Source organism: Streptomyces sp. NPDC048604 (genome assembly GCF_043199435.1).
Classification (GTDB): Bacteria; Actinomycetota; Actinomycetes; order Streptomycetales; family Streptomycetaceae; genus Streptomyces.
Genome location: NZ_JBICVX010000008.1, coordinates 107,437 through 122,020, shown reverse-complemented (window position 1 = coordinate 122,020; position 14,584 = coordinate 107,437). Strand labels below are relative to the sequence as shown.

16 protein-coding genes and 1 pseudogene are annotated in these 14,584 nt (G+C 72.8%); 11 read left to right on the top strand and 6 right to left on the bottom strand.

From position 1 onward, the window contains the following. Window positions 1-21: 21 nt before the first annotated feature. Window positions 22-625: pseudogene (locus tag ACGFMM_RS18310) on the bottom strand (LLM class flavin-dependent oxidoreductase); the annotation flags it as partial. Here ACGFMM_RS18310 and ACGFMM_RS18305 point away from each other — a divergent pair. Beyond that, window positions 603-821 carry a hypothetical protein gene (locus ACGFMM_RS18305; protein ID WP_393647379.1) on the top strand — a complete coding sequence of 73 codons (219 nt, stop codon included), beginning with the start codon at window positions 603-605 and terminating at the stop codon, window positions 819-821. The pseudogene ACGFMM_RS18310 and the gene ACGFMM_RS18305 overlap by 23 nt on opposite strands. Before the next feature lie 178 nt (window positions 822-999). After that, a complete protein-coding gene (locus ACGFMM_RS18300) occupies window positions 1,000-1,683 on the top strand; it encodes a glycerophosphodiester phosphodiesterase (protein WP_393647572.1) in 684 nt (227 codons plus the stop codon). A 34-nt stretch (window positions 1,684-1,717) separates the two neighbouring features. On the opposite strand, the gene ACGFMM_RS18295 is transcribed toward ACGFMM_RS18300, so the two are convergent. Next, window positions 1,718-2,269 (bottom strand): GNAT family N-acetyltransferase, encoded by a 552-nt coding sequence (locus ACGFMM_RS18295; protein ID WP_393647378.1) that lies wholly within the window; start codon window positions 2,267-2,269, stop codon window positions 1,718-1,720. A gap of 155 nt (window positions 2,270-2,424) precedes the next feature. Here ACGFMM_RS18295 and ACGFMM_RS18290 point away from each other — a divergent pair, with 155 nt between their 5' ends. From ACGFMM_RS18290 to ACGFMM_RS18275, 4 genes are all read left to right on the top strand, one after another. Further along, a complete protein-coding gene (locus ACGFMM_RS18290; RefSeq protein ID WP_393647377.1) occupies window positions 2,425-3,057 on the top strand; it encodes a DUF5134 domain-containing protein in 633 nt (210 codons plus the stop codon). Window positions 3,058-3,167: 110 nt separating this feature from the next. Then, the gene (locus ACGFMM_RS18285) at window positions 3,168-4,103 is read left to right on the top strand and encodes a M56 family metallopeptidase (protein ID WP_393647376.1); all 936 of its coding nucleotides are present in this window, start codon (window positions 3,168-3,170) and stop codon (window positions 4,101-4,103) included. Window positions 4,104-4,207: 104 nt separating this feature from the next. After that, window positions 4,208-4,846 (top strand): phosphatase PAP2 family protein, encoded by a 639-nt coding sequence (locus ACGFMM_RS18280; protein ID WP_393647375.1) that lies wholly within the window; start codon window positions 4,208-4,210, stop codon window positions 4,844-4,846. 135 nt (window positions 4,847-4,981) lie between these two features. Then, a complete protein-coding gene (locus ACGFMM_RS18275; RefSeq protein WP_393647374.1) occupies window positions 4,982-5,635 on the top strand; it encodes a TetR/AcrR family transcriptional regulator in 654 nt (217 codons plus the stop codon). Here the strand turns inward: ACGFMM_RS18275 and ACGFMM_RS18270 are convergent. Further along, window positions 5,611-7,122: an LVIVD repeat-containing protein gene (locus ACGFMM_RS18270; RefSeq protein ID WP_393647373.1), complete on the bottom strand. Its 1,512-nt coding sequence runs from the start codon at window positions 7,120-7,122 to the stop codon at window positions 5,611-5,613. The two genes, ACGFMM_RS18275 and ACGFMM_RS18270, sit on opposite strands and share 25 nt — an antisense overlap. Before the next feature lie 185 nt (window positions 7,123-7,307). On the opposite strand from ACGFMM_RS18270, the gene ACGFMM_RS18265 reads away from it, so the two are divergent. Then, window positions 7,308-7,958 carry a DUF305 domain-containing protein gene (locus ACGFMM_RS18265; protein WP_393647372.1) on the top strand — a complete coding sequence of 217 codons (651 nt, stop codon included), beginning with the start codon at window positions 7,308-7,310 and terminating at the stop codon, window positions 7,956-7,958. A gap of 79 nt (window positions 7,959-8,037) precedes the next feature. Continuing rightward, window positions 8,038-9,387, top strand: coding sequence for an FAD-dependent oxidoreductase (locus tag ACGFMM_RS18260; protein WP_393647371.1), 1,350 nt, complete (start codon window positions 8,038-8,040; stop codon window positions 9,385-9,387). 113 nt (window positions 9,388-9,500) lie between these two features. On the opposite strand, the gene ACGFMM_RS18255 is transcribed toward ACGFMM_RS18260, so the two are convergent. Continuing rightward, entirely contained in the window at window positions 9,501-9,902 is a 402-nt protein-coding gene (locus tag ACGFMM_RS18255; protein ID WP_393647370.1) for a RidA family protein, read from the bottom strand. A 98-nt stretch (window positions 9,903-10,000) separates the two neighbouring features. On the opposite strand from ACGFMM_RS18255, the gene ACGFMM_RS18250 reads away from it, so the two are divergent. Continuing rightward, window positions 10,001-11,002, top strand: a complete 1,002-nt coding sequence (locus ACGFMM_RS18250; RefSeq protein WP_393647369.1) for a helix-turn-helix transcriptional regulator — start codon at window positions 10,001-10,003, stop codon at window positions 11,000-11,002. A 24-nt stretch (window positions 11,003-11,026) separates the two neighbouring features. Here the strand turns inward: ACGFMM_RS18250 and ACGFMM_RS18245 are convergent, their stop codons facing one another. Next, window positions 11,027-11,371 (bottom strand): ArsR/SmtB family transcription factor, encoded by a 345-nt coding sequence (locus ACGFMM_RS18245; protein ID WP_393647368.1) that lies wholly within the window; start codon window positions 11,369-11,371, stop codon window positions 11,027-11,029. Window positions 11,372-11,497: 126 nt separating this feature from the next. Between ACGFMM_RS18245 and ACGFMM_RS18240 the strand changes: the two genes are divergently transcribed. Further along, a complete protein-coding gene (locus ACGFMM_RS18240) occupies window positions 11,498-12,577 on the top strand; it encodes an NADH:flavin oxidoreductase/NADH oxidase (RefSeq protein WP_393647367.1) in 1,080 nt (359 codons plus the stop codon). An 87-nt stretch (window positions 12,578-12,664) separates the two neighbouring features. After that, window positions 12,665-13,810, top strand: a complete 1,146-nt coding sequence (locus ACGFMM_RS18235) for a WD40/YVTN/BNR-like repeat-containing protein (RefSeq protein WP_393647366.1) — start codon at window positions 12,665-12,667, stop codon at window positions 13,808-13,810. A gap of 73 nt (window positions 13,811-13,883) precedes the next feature. Here ACGFMM_RS18235 and ACGFMM_RS18230 read toward each other — a convergent pair whose 3' ends face one another. Further along, a complete protein-coding gene (locus ACGFMM_RS18230; RefSeq protein ID WP_393647365.1) occupies window positions 13,884-14,561 on the bottom strand; it encodes a uracil-DNA glycosylase in 678 nt (225 codons plus the stop codon). Window positions 14,562-14,584: the final 23 nt, after the last annotated feature.

Sequence of the window (14,584 nt, the reverse complement as noted above, 5' to 3'; positions counted from 1 at the left end):
GACAAGAGGCGTCGAAAGAAATTATCCTGCCGACCCCCCATGGTCACCGTGATTTTTCCTGCGCGGTGGGGTTTGATCCGCTCGGAAGTGCGGAATGACCGTCTCCCCCCCAGCGCCTCAGCGTCTCGAGACAGGCCTCCTGCGGCACCGTCCCCATCTGGATCAGGCACATGATCTCGTCGGTGCCCGCGTCGCGGAGCCGCTCCACGTAGGCGATGGCGTCCTCGGCGCTGCCGTACGCGTGGTCGGCGTTGAAGGTGGCCGTGGCGGTCGGCCGCACCGGGATGCGCTGCTCGTGGAGCCGGGCCACGACCTGCTCGGCCGCCCGCCGCATCGCGGCGTCCTCGTCGGCGCCGGGGACCACGGCCTCGTCCGGGATGCCCGCGCCGCCGTACCAGTGGCCGATGGACTGGGCGAAGAACCGCTGGCCGCGGACGCCCACGCGGCGGGCCTCCTCGGGGTCGTCGAGGACGATCGTCGGACAGAGCACCGAGAAGTGGTCGTTCACCACGGTGGAGACGAAGCGCTCCCCGGTGCGGGCCGCGCGGGCGGCGTCGTACACGGACCGCATCGCGCGGATCGACTCCGGCCCGGCGAAGCCCATGACGAGCGCGCCGATGCCGCTGACCCACGCCGAGGGCGTGCCGGACTGGGAGCATCCGCGGATCGCCCTGCGCTGGAGCGAGCGACAGCACCTGGCCGAGCTGGAACTGGCCCGGGCCCTGCTCGCGGACCTCGACGACCCGGCCGCGGCGGACCCGGAACACGGCGGCGACCCGCAGGAACGTCAAGTCGCGGCGGACGCGCCCACGCGCGAGTGAGGCGTCAGACCCCCGGAGGGCGCGTAACCCCTGGAAGGAACGCCTCCGAAGCCCCGTGCACAACCGATGGCATCGTCGGCGGCCGGCATTAGGCTGCGCCCGAGCCGCACCGACGCCCGGACGGGACCCGGGCGTGCGGACATTCGACGGCCCGGCCATCGACGGAAGCGAGAAGATCTTGAGTTTCCTCACCATCGGTCATCGCGGAGTCATGGGTGTCGAACCCGAGAACACCCTGCGCTCCTTCGTCCGCGCGGAACACACGGGCATGGACGTCATCGAGCTCGATCTGCATCTGAGCAAGGACGGCGCGCTCGTCGTCATGCACGACGCGGAGGTCGACCGCACCACGGACGGCACCGGGCTGATCGTCGAGCAGACCCTCGCCGAGCTGCGCGGACTCGACGCCGGACATGGCGAGCGGATCCCCGTCTTCGAGGAGGTCCTGGACGCGATCCGCTCCCCGCTGCAGGCCGAGATCAAGGACGAGGCGGCGGCGCGGGCGCTGGCCGACGTCATGCTCCGGCGCGACCTGGTCGGCCGGGTGGAGGTGTCGTCCTTCCACGACGCCGCCCTCGCCGAGATCAAGGAGCTGGTGCCGGGGGTGCGCACGGCGCTCATCGCCAGCCGCTGGGGTACGGACGTCGTGGACCGGGCGAAGGCGGTCAGGGCGGAGACCCTCGCGCTGAACATCCGGCGGCTCTCCCTGGAGACCGTGGAGCACGCGCACGGCGAGGGACTGAAGGTGATCGGCTGGGTGGTCAACACCCAGGACCACCTGCGCCTCGTCCGCGCGCTGGAGCTGGACGGCGCGGCGACCGACTACCCGGAGATCCGCCGCACCGGCCGTTTCACCGCCTGACCGGGCCCGCCGTACTCACCGGGCCCGCCGTAAGTCAGCCGAGCTCCTTCACCAGGAGCTCGAACTGCAGGTCGTCGCGCTGCGGCAGGCCGAAGCGCTCGTCGCCGTACGGGAACGGGGTCATCCGTCCCGTGCGGCGGTAGCCGCGGCGCTCGTAGTACGCGATGAGCTCGTCGCGCACCGAGATCACGGTCATGTGCATCTCCGTCACGCCCCAGCCCTCGCGCGCCTGCCGCTCGGCCTCGGCGAGGATCTGCCGGCCCAGGCCGCCGCCCTGCACGCCCGGCCGGACCGCGAACATGCCGAAGTACGCCGCGTCGCCGCGGTGTTCCAGCTGGCAGCAGCCGATCAGCTCGCCGTCCCGCTCCACCAGGAGCAGCCGGGAGCCGGGCGCGGCGATGACCTCCGCCACGCCCTGGGGGTCGGTGCGCTGCCCCTGCAGGATGTCCGCCTCGGTCGTCCAGCCGCCGCGGCTGGAGTCGCCCCGGTACGCCGACTCGACGAGCGGGACGACGGCGGGGACGTCCACCTCGACCGCGTCCCGGTAGCTGAGCGTTCCGGTCTCCTCGGGCAGTGCGGTGTCCATGGCGGTGGGGCTCCCCTCGCGGCGGCGATGACTCCCCCGAGCGTAACTCCCGCCCGGCGCGCTCCCCCTGTACACCCCTGCTGCACCCCTGCGCTCGCGTAGCGGCCCGGACGCGCGGGCATCCACCGAACAGCGGCGGCGAGGGGAGGTGGCGCGTGCACGGACCGGCGACGGCCGGCTGGCTGCTGGTGGCGCTGTGCGCGGCGTCGGGGGCGTACTGCCTCTTGCGGATGCGCGGCTGCGCGGGCGAGGAGCGCCGGGCGGCGGGCGGCGAGGCCCTGATGGGGTTCGGGATGGCGGCGATGGCCGTGCCCACGGCGGTGTTCGCGCCGCCGGAGTGGAGCTGGGCGGTGTACGCGGGGGTGTTCGGCGGCGCGGCGCTGCCGGCGCTGTGGCCGGCCCGGCGCGGCGGGCACCATCTGCACCATCTGGTCGGCTCGGTGGCGATGGTCTACATGGCCGTGGCGATGGCGGTCCCGGCACAGGAGGCGCACGGGGCGCACGGCGGGGGCGGCATACGGACGGCGGGGCTGCCGCTGCTGACGGGTGCGCTGCTCCTCTACTACACGGTCTATGTGCTGTGGTCGGGCGCGCGGCTGGTACCGGCGGCGCCCGCGCCGACGACGGCCTTGCCGACGACGTCCTTGCCCGCGGCGGCCGGGGGCGCCTCCCAGGACGAAGCGCTGGGAAGAGGGCCGGTCGCGGGGTGGGCGGTGCGGCCGGAGCTGACGGCGGCCTGCCGGCTGTCGATGGCACTCGCCATGCTGGCCATGCTGGTGACGCTGTGACGCTTCGGACCTCCGCCGGGCCCCTCGCCGGGGGGCGCTCAAACCGTGGCGTACGTCACTTGAACCGCACGCCCATACCCCCGGGTGGCACCGCCTCATAGGCTGGCGGCATGGTGGTCTCTCTCACGCTGCTCGCCCTCGGCGTCGTGACCGCGGCCGTCGCTCCCCGACTGCTGGCGCGGGCGGTCTGGGTGGAGCGCGAGCCGGTGGTGGCGCTGTGGGTGTGGCAGTGCGTGGTGGCCGCCGTCCTGCTCAGCTTCGGCCTGTCGATGACGCTGAGCGCGGCCGTGGCCTGGCAGGCCGTACGGAGCCACCTGTTCGCCGGCGCGCCGAACGGGGTGATCGAGGCGTACGCGCTGGGGTCCCACCAGCCGTGGTCCGCGCCGCTCGCCGTGCTGCTGGCCTGCGGCGGACTGTGGACCGGCGCGATGCTGGTCCGGGAGATCCGCCGGGCCCGCACCCGCCGCCGGCAGCGGCGGCGCGAACTGCTGGTCCGCTCGCCCCTGTTGCCGGGCGAGGAGCGCGGGGCGGGACCGCTGGTCGTCCTGGAGGGCGAGCGGGCCGACGCCTGGTTCCTGCCGGGGTCCACGCCGCAGCTCGTCATCACGACCGCCGCGCTGCAGCGCCTGAAGGGACGTCAGCTCGACGCGGTCCTGGCGCACGAGGAGGGGCACGCCCGGGCCCGGCACGACTGGCTGCTGCACTGCTCGGCGGCGCTCGCCGAGGGCTTCCCCGGGGTCCGGGTGTTCGCCGCCTTCCGCGGCGAGATGCACCGGCTCGTCGAACTGGCCGCCGACGACGTGGCCTCGCGCCGGCACGGCCGGCTGACCACGGCGCTGGCCCTGGTGGAACTCAACGAGGACCGGGGCGTGTTCGGCCCTGTCTCGTCGCCGGAGGCGCACCTGCCGCAGCGGGTGAACCGGCTGCTCGCGGCGCTGCCGCGGCTCCGCCCGCTCCAGCGGCTGCACCTGACGGCCACGGCGGCGCTGCTTCCCGTGGTCCCGCTGCTCGTCGCGGTGGTACCGGGGCTCGCGGCCCTGAACTGACCTGCCCTGAACCGACCGTCCCGGAACTGACCGGCGCGGAACACGTCCTGGCTTTCGGGCGGAAGCGGAGGACTCGCTCCGGCTCCGTCGGCGAAGATCGGCGCATGCGTTCCTCCGCCGTGGTCTCCGGTCTGCTCTCCCTCCTGCTGCTGATGCTCGTCGTCCTGCACTGGTCTCCTCTGCTCGGGGCGGACAAGGATGTGGCGGAGGCCCTGCACCGCAGCGCGGTCGCCGAACCGGGCATCACCGGCGTGAACCGCTTCCTCAGCGACTGGGTCTGGGACCCCTGGACCATGCGCGCCCTGATCGCCGCGACCGTGGTGTTCCTGTGGCTGCGCCGGGAGCGGCGGCTCGCGCTGTGGGTCGCCGGGGCGAGTCTGCTGACCGCGGGCCTGCAGCAGTCGGTGAAGGCGCTGGTGGGGCGGGACCGTCCGCAGTGGCCGGACCCGGTCGACCTCGCGCGGTACGACGCCTTCCCGTCGGGCCACGCCATGACGGCGACCGTGAGCTGCGGGCTGCTGCTGTGGGTGCTGGCGCTGCACTGGCAGGAGCGGTGGCGCGGCTGGAGCGTCGTGACGATCGCGGCGCTGGTGTCGGTGGTCGGCGTCGGCTGGACCCGGGTGTACCTGGGCGTGCACTGGCCGTCGGACGTGGTCGCCGGCTGGCTGTTCGGGGTCTGCCTGGTGTGCGTGACCGTGCTCACGTACCGGTCCCGCCTGCTCCGGGGGACCGGAGGAGAATAGACAGAACCGCCTGTTCTGGACGATCCCCCGCGTCGCCCAGAACAGACGGCAGCGTCCGGCCGGCCAGGCGCGGCGGCGTGGCGACAGGACACGCTGAGTATATTGGCTGGAAGCCAGTCAACGCAGGAGTCCAGCATGTCCCCGCGGAGCCCAGCGGTCAATGAAGAGCTTCGGCGGCGTTCTCGCGAGCGCATTCTGCAGGCCGCCGTCGAGCTCGTCGGCGAGCGCGGATACGAGAACACCACCCTCGGCGACATCGCCGACCGGGCCGGCACGGCCCGCGGACTGGTCTCGTACTACTTCCCCGGCAAGCGCCAGCTGCTGCAGTCCGCCGTGCACCGGCTGATGCACCTGACGCTGGAGGAGGCCCTGGAGCGGGAGCCGCACACCGAGGACGGCCGGGAGCGGCTGGCGCGGGCGATCGACGCGATCCTCGGCCTGGCCCGGGACCGTCCGCGGCTCATGCGGACGCACATGGCCGGCATCCTGCAGGCCGAGGGCTTCGTGCAGTGCCCGGAGCAGCAGCGGCTGGCGTTCCTGCTGCGGGACACCATGACCCGGTACGGCACGCCGGACGTCGACACCGACTATCCGCTGCTGCGGGCGCTGTTGATGGGCGCGGTGGTGGCGGTGCTGCTGCCGGGTGCGCCGATGCCGCTGCCGCGGCTGCGCGCGGAGCTGTTCCAGCGGTACGGGCTCGACTGGGAGCAGGGCATGCCGCCGGACGGGGATCCGCCCGACGGCATGCAACCGCGCGTGGTGCGTCAGTCCTCGAAGTCGTCGAAGTAGTCCGGCTGGGTCTGGACGTTGAGCTCGTCCATCCGGATCCGCTTCGCCGCGTCGGTGCGCGGGTCGCTGAGCTTCAGCACGTCGAAGCCCTTGGCGATGTCGTTCGAGTAGATGTGGCCGTTGTAGTAGTACGCCGACCACGAACCGCCGGTCCGGAGCACGTCCGTGGCGATCGGGCCGCGCTCGAAGTACGCGATCTCCTTCGGCTTGGCGGAGTCGGTGAAGTCCCACACGGAGACGCCGCCCTGGTACCACGCCTGGACCATCAGGTCCTTGCCCTTGACCGGGATGAGCGAGCCGTTGTGGGCGACGCAGTTCTCGGTGTCGGCCTGGTGGCGCGGGATCTTGAAGTAGCTGCGGAACACCAGCTTGCGCTTGTCGCCCTTGCCGACGATGTCGTAGATGCCGTCGGCGCCGCGGTTCGGTCCGACCACCGCGTTGCAGGTCGCGCCGCCGCCACCGCCGAGCTCGTCCGTGAAGACGACCTTGTTCGCCTTCTGGTTGAAGGTCGCCGAGTGCCAGAACGCGAAGTTCACGTTGTCCTGGACCTGGTCGATGACCTTCGGGTGCTCCGGGTCCTCGATGTCGAAGAGGATGCCGTCGCCCATGCAGGCGCCGGCGGCCAGGTCCTTCGACGGCAGGACCGTGATGTCGTGGCAGCCGGTGGTCTTGGACACGCCCGGGTTGGTGGGCCCGCCCGGGTTGCCGCCGCCGTCGGGGCCCTCACCCGGGAACAGGACCGGGAAGTTGACGATCCGGGCCTGCTCAGGAGCCTTGCGCGGGACCTTGATGACCGAGATGCCGTCGTGCGGCGGCTGACAGTCGGGGAAGGCCGCGTTCGGCGAGTACGAGGAGACGTACACGTACACGTTCCGGCCCTTGGGCAGGAGCGTGTGGGTGTGCGAACCGCAGGCGGTCTCGACCGCGGCCACGTACTTCGGGTTGGCGATGTCGCTGATGTCGAAGATCTTCATGCCCTCCCAGGAGGACTTCTCCGTGGCCGGCTGGGTGGTGCTGGCACAGGAGTCGTCGCTGCGGGAGGAGTCCGTGGACAGGAAGAGCAGGTCGCCGGAGACGGAGATGTCGTTCTGCGAGCCCGGGCAGAGCACCTGGGCGACCGTCTTGGGGGCCTTGGGGTTGCTGATGTCGAAGATGCGGAAACCGTCGTAGTTGCCCGCGAAGGCGTACTTGCCCTGGAACGCCAGGTCCGAGTTGGTGCCCGGCAGGGCGTCCTTGGGGATGTTGGTGAGGTGGGTGATGTTGTCGCTGTGGACGACTTCGTCCACGCCGGGTATCTCGCCGCTGCGGACGGCGGTCCGCGCTTCGGCGGCCTGCTCGGCCGTGACGGCGCCCTGGGTGGCGGCGTCGCCCGGGTCGGGCGTGGCGGCCGCGGGTCCGGCCGTCAGCAGGGTGGCCAGCAGTCCGGCGGCGGCCGCCGCCACTGCCAGAGGTCTGCGTCGTACGCGCGTGGTACGCAACGAAGTCACGCGTCTCCTCCCTTGTCTCCGTTCAGAGTTGAACGGTTCCTGGACCCCGGCAGTATCTTCCTTTTCATGGACATCTCAATAGATGGCAACACACTTGTCATGAAGGTTTTTGCTCGACGCTCCTGACGCAGACATGAGAACGTCCCCTCGGTCCCCGTCCGTCCAGCCCGTCCCCGGAGGTCGTCTTGTCGAAGCGCCCAGTCCGCACCGCCGCCCTCGCGTCGGCGGGTCTGCTCGCCGTGCTCCTGCTCGCCGGCTGCGATTCGGGGCCCTCGGAGGCCGCGCCGCAGGCCGGCAAGAGCACCGGGGCGGGAGTGATCGCGCCCGGGAGACCGGGCGAGGCGGCCCGGACCCTCTCCCCGCAGGAAGCGGCCCGCGCCCTGCCGGACGAGCGGCCGAACACGGCCGACCGCACGTACGCCCAGATGATGATCGTCCACCACCGGCAGGCGCTGACCATGACCGCACTCGTCCCGGAGCGGGCCGGATCGGACCAGGTCAAGAAGCTGGCGGCGCGCATCACCGCGGCCCAGCAGCCCGAGATCGCCGCGATGGAGGGCTGGCTGAAGACGAACGGCGCCCCGGCGAAGCAGGGCGGCCACGACCACGGCACGATGCCCGGCATGGCGACCGACGCCCAGCTGGCCCAGCTGAAGGCGGCCCGGGGCGAGGCCTTCGACGACCTGTTCCTCAAGCTGATGATCACCCACCACGACGGGGCGCTGACGATGGCCGCCGAGGTCCTGTCCGAGGGGAACAACGTGCTGGTCGAGGAGATGGCCAACGACGTGATCGCGCAGCAGACGGCCGAGATCAACCGGATGCGCTCGATGTAGGCCGACCGGCGGCGGGCGCGGCTCCCGGTCCGGGGCTCGCGGTGCGATCCTGGAAACCCCGGCGGGAAGGAGACGTTCCGTGCTTCGCGTCGCAGTCGTCGGCTCGGGTCCGAGCGGGGTGTACACCGCGCAGGCCCTGGTCCAGCAGGACCTGGTGCCCGGCGTGCACGTGGACGTCCTGGACCGGCTGCCGTGCCCGTACGGCCTGGTGCGCTACGGAGTCGCCCCCGACCACGAGAAGATCAAGTCGCTCCAGGGCACCCTGCGCGCCGTCCTGGAGGACGAGCGGATCGGCTTCCTCGGCAACGTCGAGGTCGGCGCGCGCGGGCTGACGCCGGCCCGGCTCCTGGAGCTGTACCACGCGGTCGTGTACTGCGTGGGCGCGGCCCGCGACCGGCGGCTCGGGATCCCCGGCGAGGACCTCGCCGGCAGCCGGTCGGCGACCGAGTTCGTCGCCTGGTACAGCGCCCACCCCGACGCGGCGGGCGACGGCTTCGGGCTCGGCGCGCGCTCGGCCGTGGTGATCGGCGTGGGCAACGTGGCCGTCGACGTGACCCGGATCCTGGCCCGCACCGGGCACGGGCTGCGGCCCACGGACGTGCCGCAGGGCCCGCTCGCCGCGCTGGAGCACAGCGGGGTGCGCGAGGTGCACATGGTGGGCCGGCGCGGCCCCGGGCAGGCCAGGTTCACCACCAAGGAGCTGCGCGAACTGGGCACGCTGCCGGGTGTGTCGGTCGCGGCGGACCCGGCGGACCTGGCGCTCGACCCCGCGTTCGCGGACCCCTCGGACCTGCCGGCGGTGAACCGGCGCAACGTGGAGGTCCTCCGCGGCTGGGCGGCGCAGCCCGAGGGCGGCGGGCGGGGGCGGCGCATCCGGCTGCGGTTCTTCCTGCGGCCGGCGGAGCTGCTCGGCGAGGACGGGCGGGTGACCGGGGTGCGGTTCGAGCGCACCGAGCCGGACGGCTCCGGGGGCGTGCGGGGTACCGGCCGGTACGAGGACGTCGAGGCCCAACTGGTGCTGCGGGCCGTCGGGTACCGGGGACTCGCCCTGCCCGGGCTGCCGTTCGACGAGGCGCACGGGACCGTGCCGCACGACGCGGGGCGGGTGCTGCGCGACGGGGTCGTCTCGCCCGGGGAGTACGTCGCCGGGTGGATCAAGCGGGGCCCGACCGGGGTGATCGGCACCAACCGGCCCTGCGCCAAGGAGACCGCGGCCTCGCTGCTCGCGGACGCCCCGACGCTGGCGGCGCGGGAGGCGGCCCCGGACCCGGTGGCCGCGCTGCGGGCGCTCGGACACGAGCCGGTCGCCTGGACGGGCTGGCTGGCGATCGAGCGCGCGGAGGCCGAACTGGGCCGCTCGCTGGGCCGGCCGCCGGTGAAGATCCCGGACTGGGACGGGCTGCGGACGGCGGCACGGTCGGCGGCGTAGCCGCGGCGGCGGGAGGCTCTGTATGTGCCGTCGCCCGGCCGCCTACCGCCTGCGCCGTCCGGCGCCTCGCGGGCGAGCGGTGCGCGCTCGCCCGCGAGACGGACCTCCCCCCGTCAGGGCCGGGCGGCGAGGGCCTCCACCTCGAACAGCACGTCGGGCGTGGCCAGGCTCGCGACGCCGATCAGGCTCTGCGTGGGCGGCTTCGCACCCCAGTGCTCCTGGACGGCGCCGGCGATCGGCCCCAGCTTGCCGACGTCATGGTTCACCACGTACGTCCGCAGTTGGACGACGTGACTGAAGTCGAGCCCGTGCGCGGCAAGGGCGACGCCGATGTTGTGGAAGGTCCGCTTCACCTGCTCGCCGAAGTCGGCCGAGACGACGGCGCCGTCCGGGTCCGATCCGTACTGGCCCGCGATGAGCACCAGTTCCGTCCCGGCGGGGACGGTGGCGGTGTGGCTGTAGCCGAACGGGACCGGGTCGTGCAGGCCGTCCGGATTGACAAGGTCGTGCGCCATGCGGGTCACCTCTCGTGTACGACGGATCTGTGTGGTGCGGCTCCAGCCTCGCAACGAATCACGACATCCCACGTCACGTATTCCCGTAGAGTTTTCGCATGCGCGCCGATCGGCTGGTCTCGCTGGTGCTGCTGCTGCGGCAGCACGGGCGGCTGTCCGCGCCCACGCTGGCGCGCGAGCTGGAGGTGTCCACCCGCACCGTGCTGCGGGACATCGAGGCGCTGTCCGCGGCCGGCGTCCCGGTCTACGCGGAACGCGGCCGGCACGGCGGTTTCGCGTTGCTGCCCGGCTTCCAGACCGAGCTGACCGGACTGAACCACGACGAGGCGCTCGCCCTGCTGGTCGCCGGATCGCGGCGCGGCGCGCAGGCGTTCGGCCTCGGCTCGGCGCTCGCCTCGGCCATGCGCAAGGTGGTGGACGCGCTGCCCGAGAGCGATCGGGCCACCGCGGCCGGGGCGGCCCGGCGTCTGCTGGTCGACCCGGACACCGACCTGCTCGCGCGCCGGCTGGTTCCCGAGGAGCTGCCGGACGCCGTCGTGGCCGAGGTCCGGCGCGCGGTGCTCGCCGGGCACAAGCTGCGCATCCACTACGCGGCGGTGGACCAGACGGCGAAGTGGCGCACGGTGGACCCGATCGGCCTGGTCACGGCGCGCGGCCAGGGCTACCTGCTGGCCACGCGGTCCGGCGCGGACCGCACCTACCGGCTGTCCCGGATCCTGGCCGCCGAGGCGCTCGCCGAGCCTGCGCAGCGGCCGGAGCGGGTCGATCTGGACCGGGCCTGGCAGGAGCGCAGCACACGGTTCCGGACCGGCGGCGAGCAAGTCGCCGTGCTGGCACGGCTGAACCCGGTGCGGCGCGGGGAACTGGTGGGCACCGCGCTGGCCGTCCGTACCGAGGAGACCGACGCGGACGGCCGGCTGCGCCTCGAGGTGACCTTCCAGGATCCGAGGCACGCCCAATGGGCGTTGTGGCAGCTCGCCACGGACGCGGAGGTCCTGGCCCCGCAGTGGCTGCGCGACTCCCTGCGCGACCGCGCCGTCGCGCTCGCCGCCTGCTACGGGGTGGCGGAGTCCGGAAGCGCGGAGTCCGGAAGCGCGTAGTCCGCGAGCTGGGCGGCGGCGCCCCTAGGAGGCGACGCGGGCGTCCTGGGCGGTGGCCGCGGTGAGGACGCCGTCGAGCAGGCCGGGGAAGAGCGCGTCGAGGTCGGCGCGGCGCAGGTCGCTCATCTTCGCCGTGCCGCGGTAGCCCTGCTGGATCACGCCGCTCTCCCGCAGGACCCGGAAGTGGTGCGTCGTCGTCGACTTGGTGACCGGCAGGTCGAAGTGGGAGCAGCTCAACTCGCTCCCGGTGTCCGCCAGTTCGCGCACGATCCGCAGCCGGACGGGGTCCGAGAGCGCATGCAGAACGGCCTCCAGGCGGATCTCCCCGCGAGTGGGGTGCTCGAGGGCGCGGGGGTCGGCGGCGGTCACGGCGGCTCCAGTTCGTCCGGGGTCGACGGCTTCATGGTACGAGACTCCTCGTAGTTTGACAGACGTCGTACTACGATGTCTATCGTATGAAGCGTCGTCGAGACCCCTCCCGAGATGGAGTCCTCCATGAGCGCCGCCCTGTTCCAGCCGTACACCCTCCGTTCGGTGACCGTCCCGAACCGCGTCTGGATGTCCCCGATGTGCCAGTACTCGGCCGAGGTGTTCGGACCGAACGCCGGCGTCGCCCACGACTGGCACTTCGCCCACTACGCGGCGCGCGCCGCCGGCGGGACCGGCCTGATCCTGGTCGAGGCCACCGCCGTCACCCCCGAGGGGCGGATCAGCCCGGCGGACCTCGGCATCTGGAACGACACCCAGGTCGCCGCGCTGCGCCGGATCACCGCGTTCCTCAAGGAGCACGGCACGGTCCCCGGCATCCAGATCGGCCATGCGGGCCGCAAGGCCTCGACGGACCGCATCTGGAAGGGCTCCGGCCCGGTCGGCACGGCCGCCCACGGCTGGCAGCCCGTCGGTCCCAGCCCTCTGGCGTTCGCCGAGGGCTACCCGGTGCCCACCGAACTGACCACCGTCGAGATCCGGCAGATCGTGACCCGGTTCGCCGACGCCGCCCGCCGGGCCCTCGACGCCGGCTTCCAGGTCGTCGAGATCCACGGCGCCCACGGCTACCTCGTCGGCGAGTTCCTCTCCCCGCACTCCAACCGGCGCACCGACGAGTACGGCGGCTCCTTCGAGAACCGCACCCGCTTCGCGCTGGAGGTCGTCGCCGCCGTCCGCGCCGTCTGGCCGGAGGAACTCCCCCTGTTCTTCCGCATCTCCGCCACCGACTGGCTGGACGAGAACGGCTGGACCGCCGACGACACCGTCCGTTTCGCCGCGCTCCTGAAGGACCACGGAGTGGACCTCCTCGACGTCTCCACCGGCGGCAACGCCCCCGCGGCCCGCATCCCGGTGGGCCCCGGCTACCAGGTGCCGTTCGCCGCGCGTGTCAGGAACGAGACGGGTCTCCCCGTCGCGGCGGTCGGCCTCATCACCGACCCCGCCCAGGCCGAGAAGATCCTCTCCAACGGCGAGGCCGACGCGGTCCTCCTCGGCCGCGAGCTGCTGAGGAACCCGTACTGGGCCCGCCAGGCCGCCCGCGAGCTCGGCGGCGAGATCCGCACCCCGGACCAGTACACCCGCGCCTGACCCTCGCGACCGCGCGGCACGACCCGCGCGAGAGCGCCGGAACACGCCCGCGACCTGCGCGGACGCCCGGCCGGGACGCCGTTGTCAGTGGGCGGGTGCAGACTTGCCCGTATCCACGACAACGGCGTCGTTCCGGAGGTTTCGGCAATGTCCGACGTACTGCTCACCGTAGGCACGCGCAAGGGTCTGTTCATCGGCCGCCGGCGCGGCGGGCGATGGGACTTCGACGGTCCCCACTTCAACGCGCAGGCCGTGTACTCGGTCGCGATCGACACCCGCAGCGGCGCGCCCCGCCTGCTCGTCGGCGGCGACAGTTCGCACTGGGGCCCGTCGGTCTTCCACTCGGACGATCTGGGCACGACGTGGACCGAGCCGAAACAGCCGGCCGTCAAGTTCCCGCTGGACACCGGGGCTTCGCTGGAGCGCGTCTGGCAGCTGCAGCCGGCCGGCCGCGACGAGCCGGACGTGGTGTACGCGGGGACGGAGCCGGCCGCGCTGTTCAAGTCGGTCGACGGCGGCGAGTCCTTCGAGCTGGTCCGGCCGCTCTGGGAGCATCCCACCCGCTCCAAGTGGGTCCCCGGCGGCGGTGGCGAGGCGGTGCACACGGTGATCACCGACCCCCGGGACCCCGAGTCGGTGACGGTCGCGGTGTCGACGGCGGGGGTGTTCCGCTCCCGGGACGGCGGCGCGAGCTGGGACCCGTCCAACAAGGGGGTCTCGGCGGTCTTCCTGCCCGACCCCAACCCCGAGTTCGGCCAGTGCGTGCACAAGGTCGCGCGCGACGCCGTCGACGAGGACCGGCTCTATCTGCAGAACCACTGGGGCGTGTACCGCAGCGACGACGCGGGCGCGAGCTGGTCGGACATCGGCGCCGGGCTGCCGTCCACCTTCGGCTTCGCCGTCGCCGCCCACCCGCACCGCGGGGACACCGCCTACGTGTTCCCCATCAACGCCGACGAGGACCGCGTCCCGGCCGGCCGGCGCTGCCGGGTCTACCGGACCTCCGACGCCGGCGCGAGCTGGGAGCCGCTGTCCGCCGGGCTGCCGCAGGGCGACCACTACGGCACCGTGCTGCGCGACGCGCTGCGCACCGACGACGCGAACCCGGCCGGCGTCTACTTCGGCAACCGCAACGGCGAGGTGTACGCCAGCGCGGACGACGGCGACACCTGGCAGCTCCTCGCCGAGCACCTGCCCGACGTGCTCTGCGTCAGAGCGGCGGTGATCGGCTGAGGAGCGCCGCCCGCACGGTCCGCGCGCAGGGTCCGCGGGGGCGGACGGGATCCTCCAGGACAGGCGTGATCCCCTACGGCAGGCGCCAGTCGATGGGCTCGGCTCCTTGTCGCGCCAGGAGTTCGTTGGCCCGGCTGAACGGGCGCGAGCCGAAGAAGCCGCGGTCCGCGGACATCGGCGAGGGATGGGCGGACTCGATCGCCGGCAGGTCGCCGAGGAACGGCCGCAGATTGCGGGCGTCCCGGCCCCACAGGATCGAGACCAGCGGCTTGCCCCGGGCGGCCAGGGCGCGGATCGCCTGCTCGGTGACCTCTTCCCAGCCCTTGCCGCGATGACTGTTGGCCTTGCGCGGTTCGGTGGTCAGCGACCTGTTCAGCAGCAGTACGCCCTGGGTGGTCCAGGGGGTGAGGTCGCCGTTCGACGGACGGGGCAGGCCCAGATCGGAGTTGAGCTCCTGGTAGATGTTCTCCAGGCTGGGCGGCAGCCGGCGCACGTCCGGCGCCACCGCGAAGCTCAGGCCGATCGGCATCCCCGGCGTGTGGTACGGATCCTGACCCACGATCAGTACCCGTACATCGGCGAAGGGTTGTTGGAAGGCGCGCAGGATGTGCTGCCCCGCGGGCAGATACTGCCGACCCGCGGCGATCTCCGCCCGCAGGAAGTCGCCCATCGCCGCGATGCGGCCCTCGACGGGACGCAATGCCTCAGCCCAGCCGGGCTCCACCAGTTCGTTCAACGGTCGTGCTGCCACGGCGCGTCACTCTACCGGCCCAC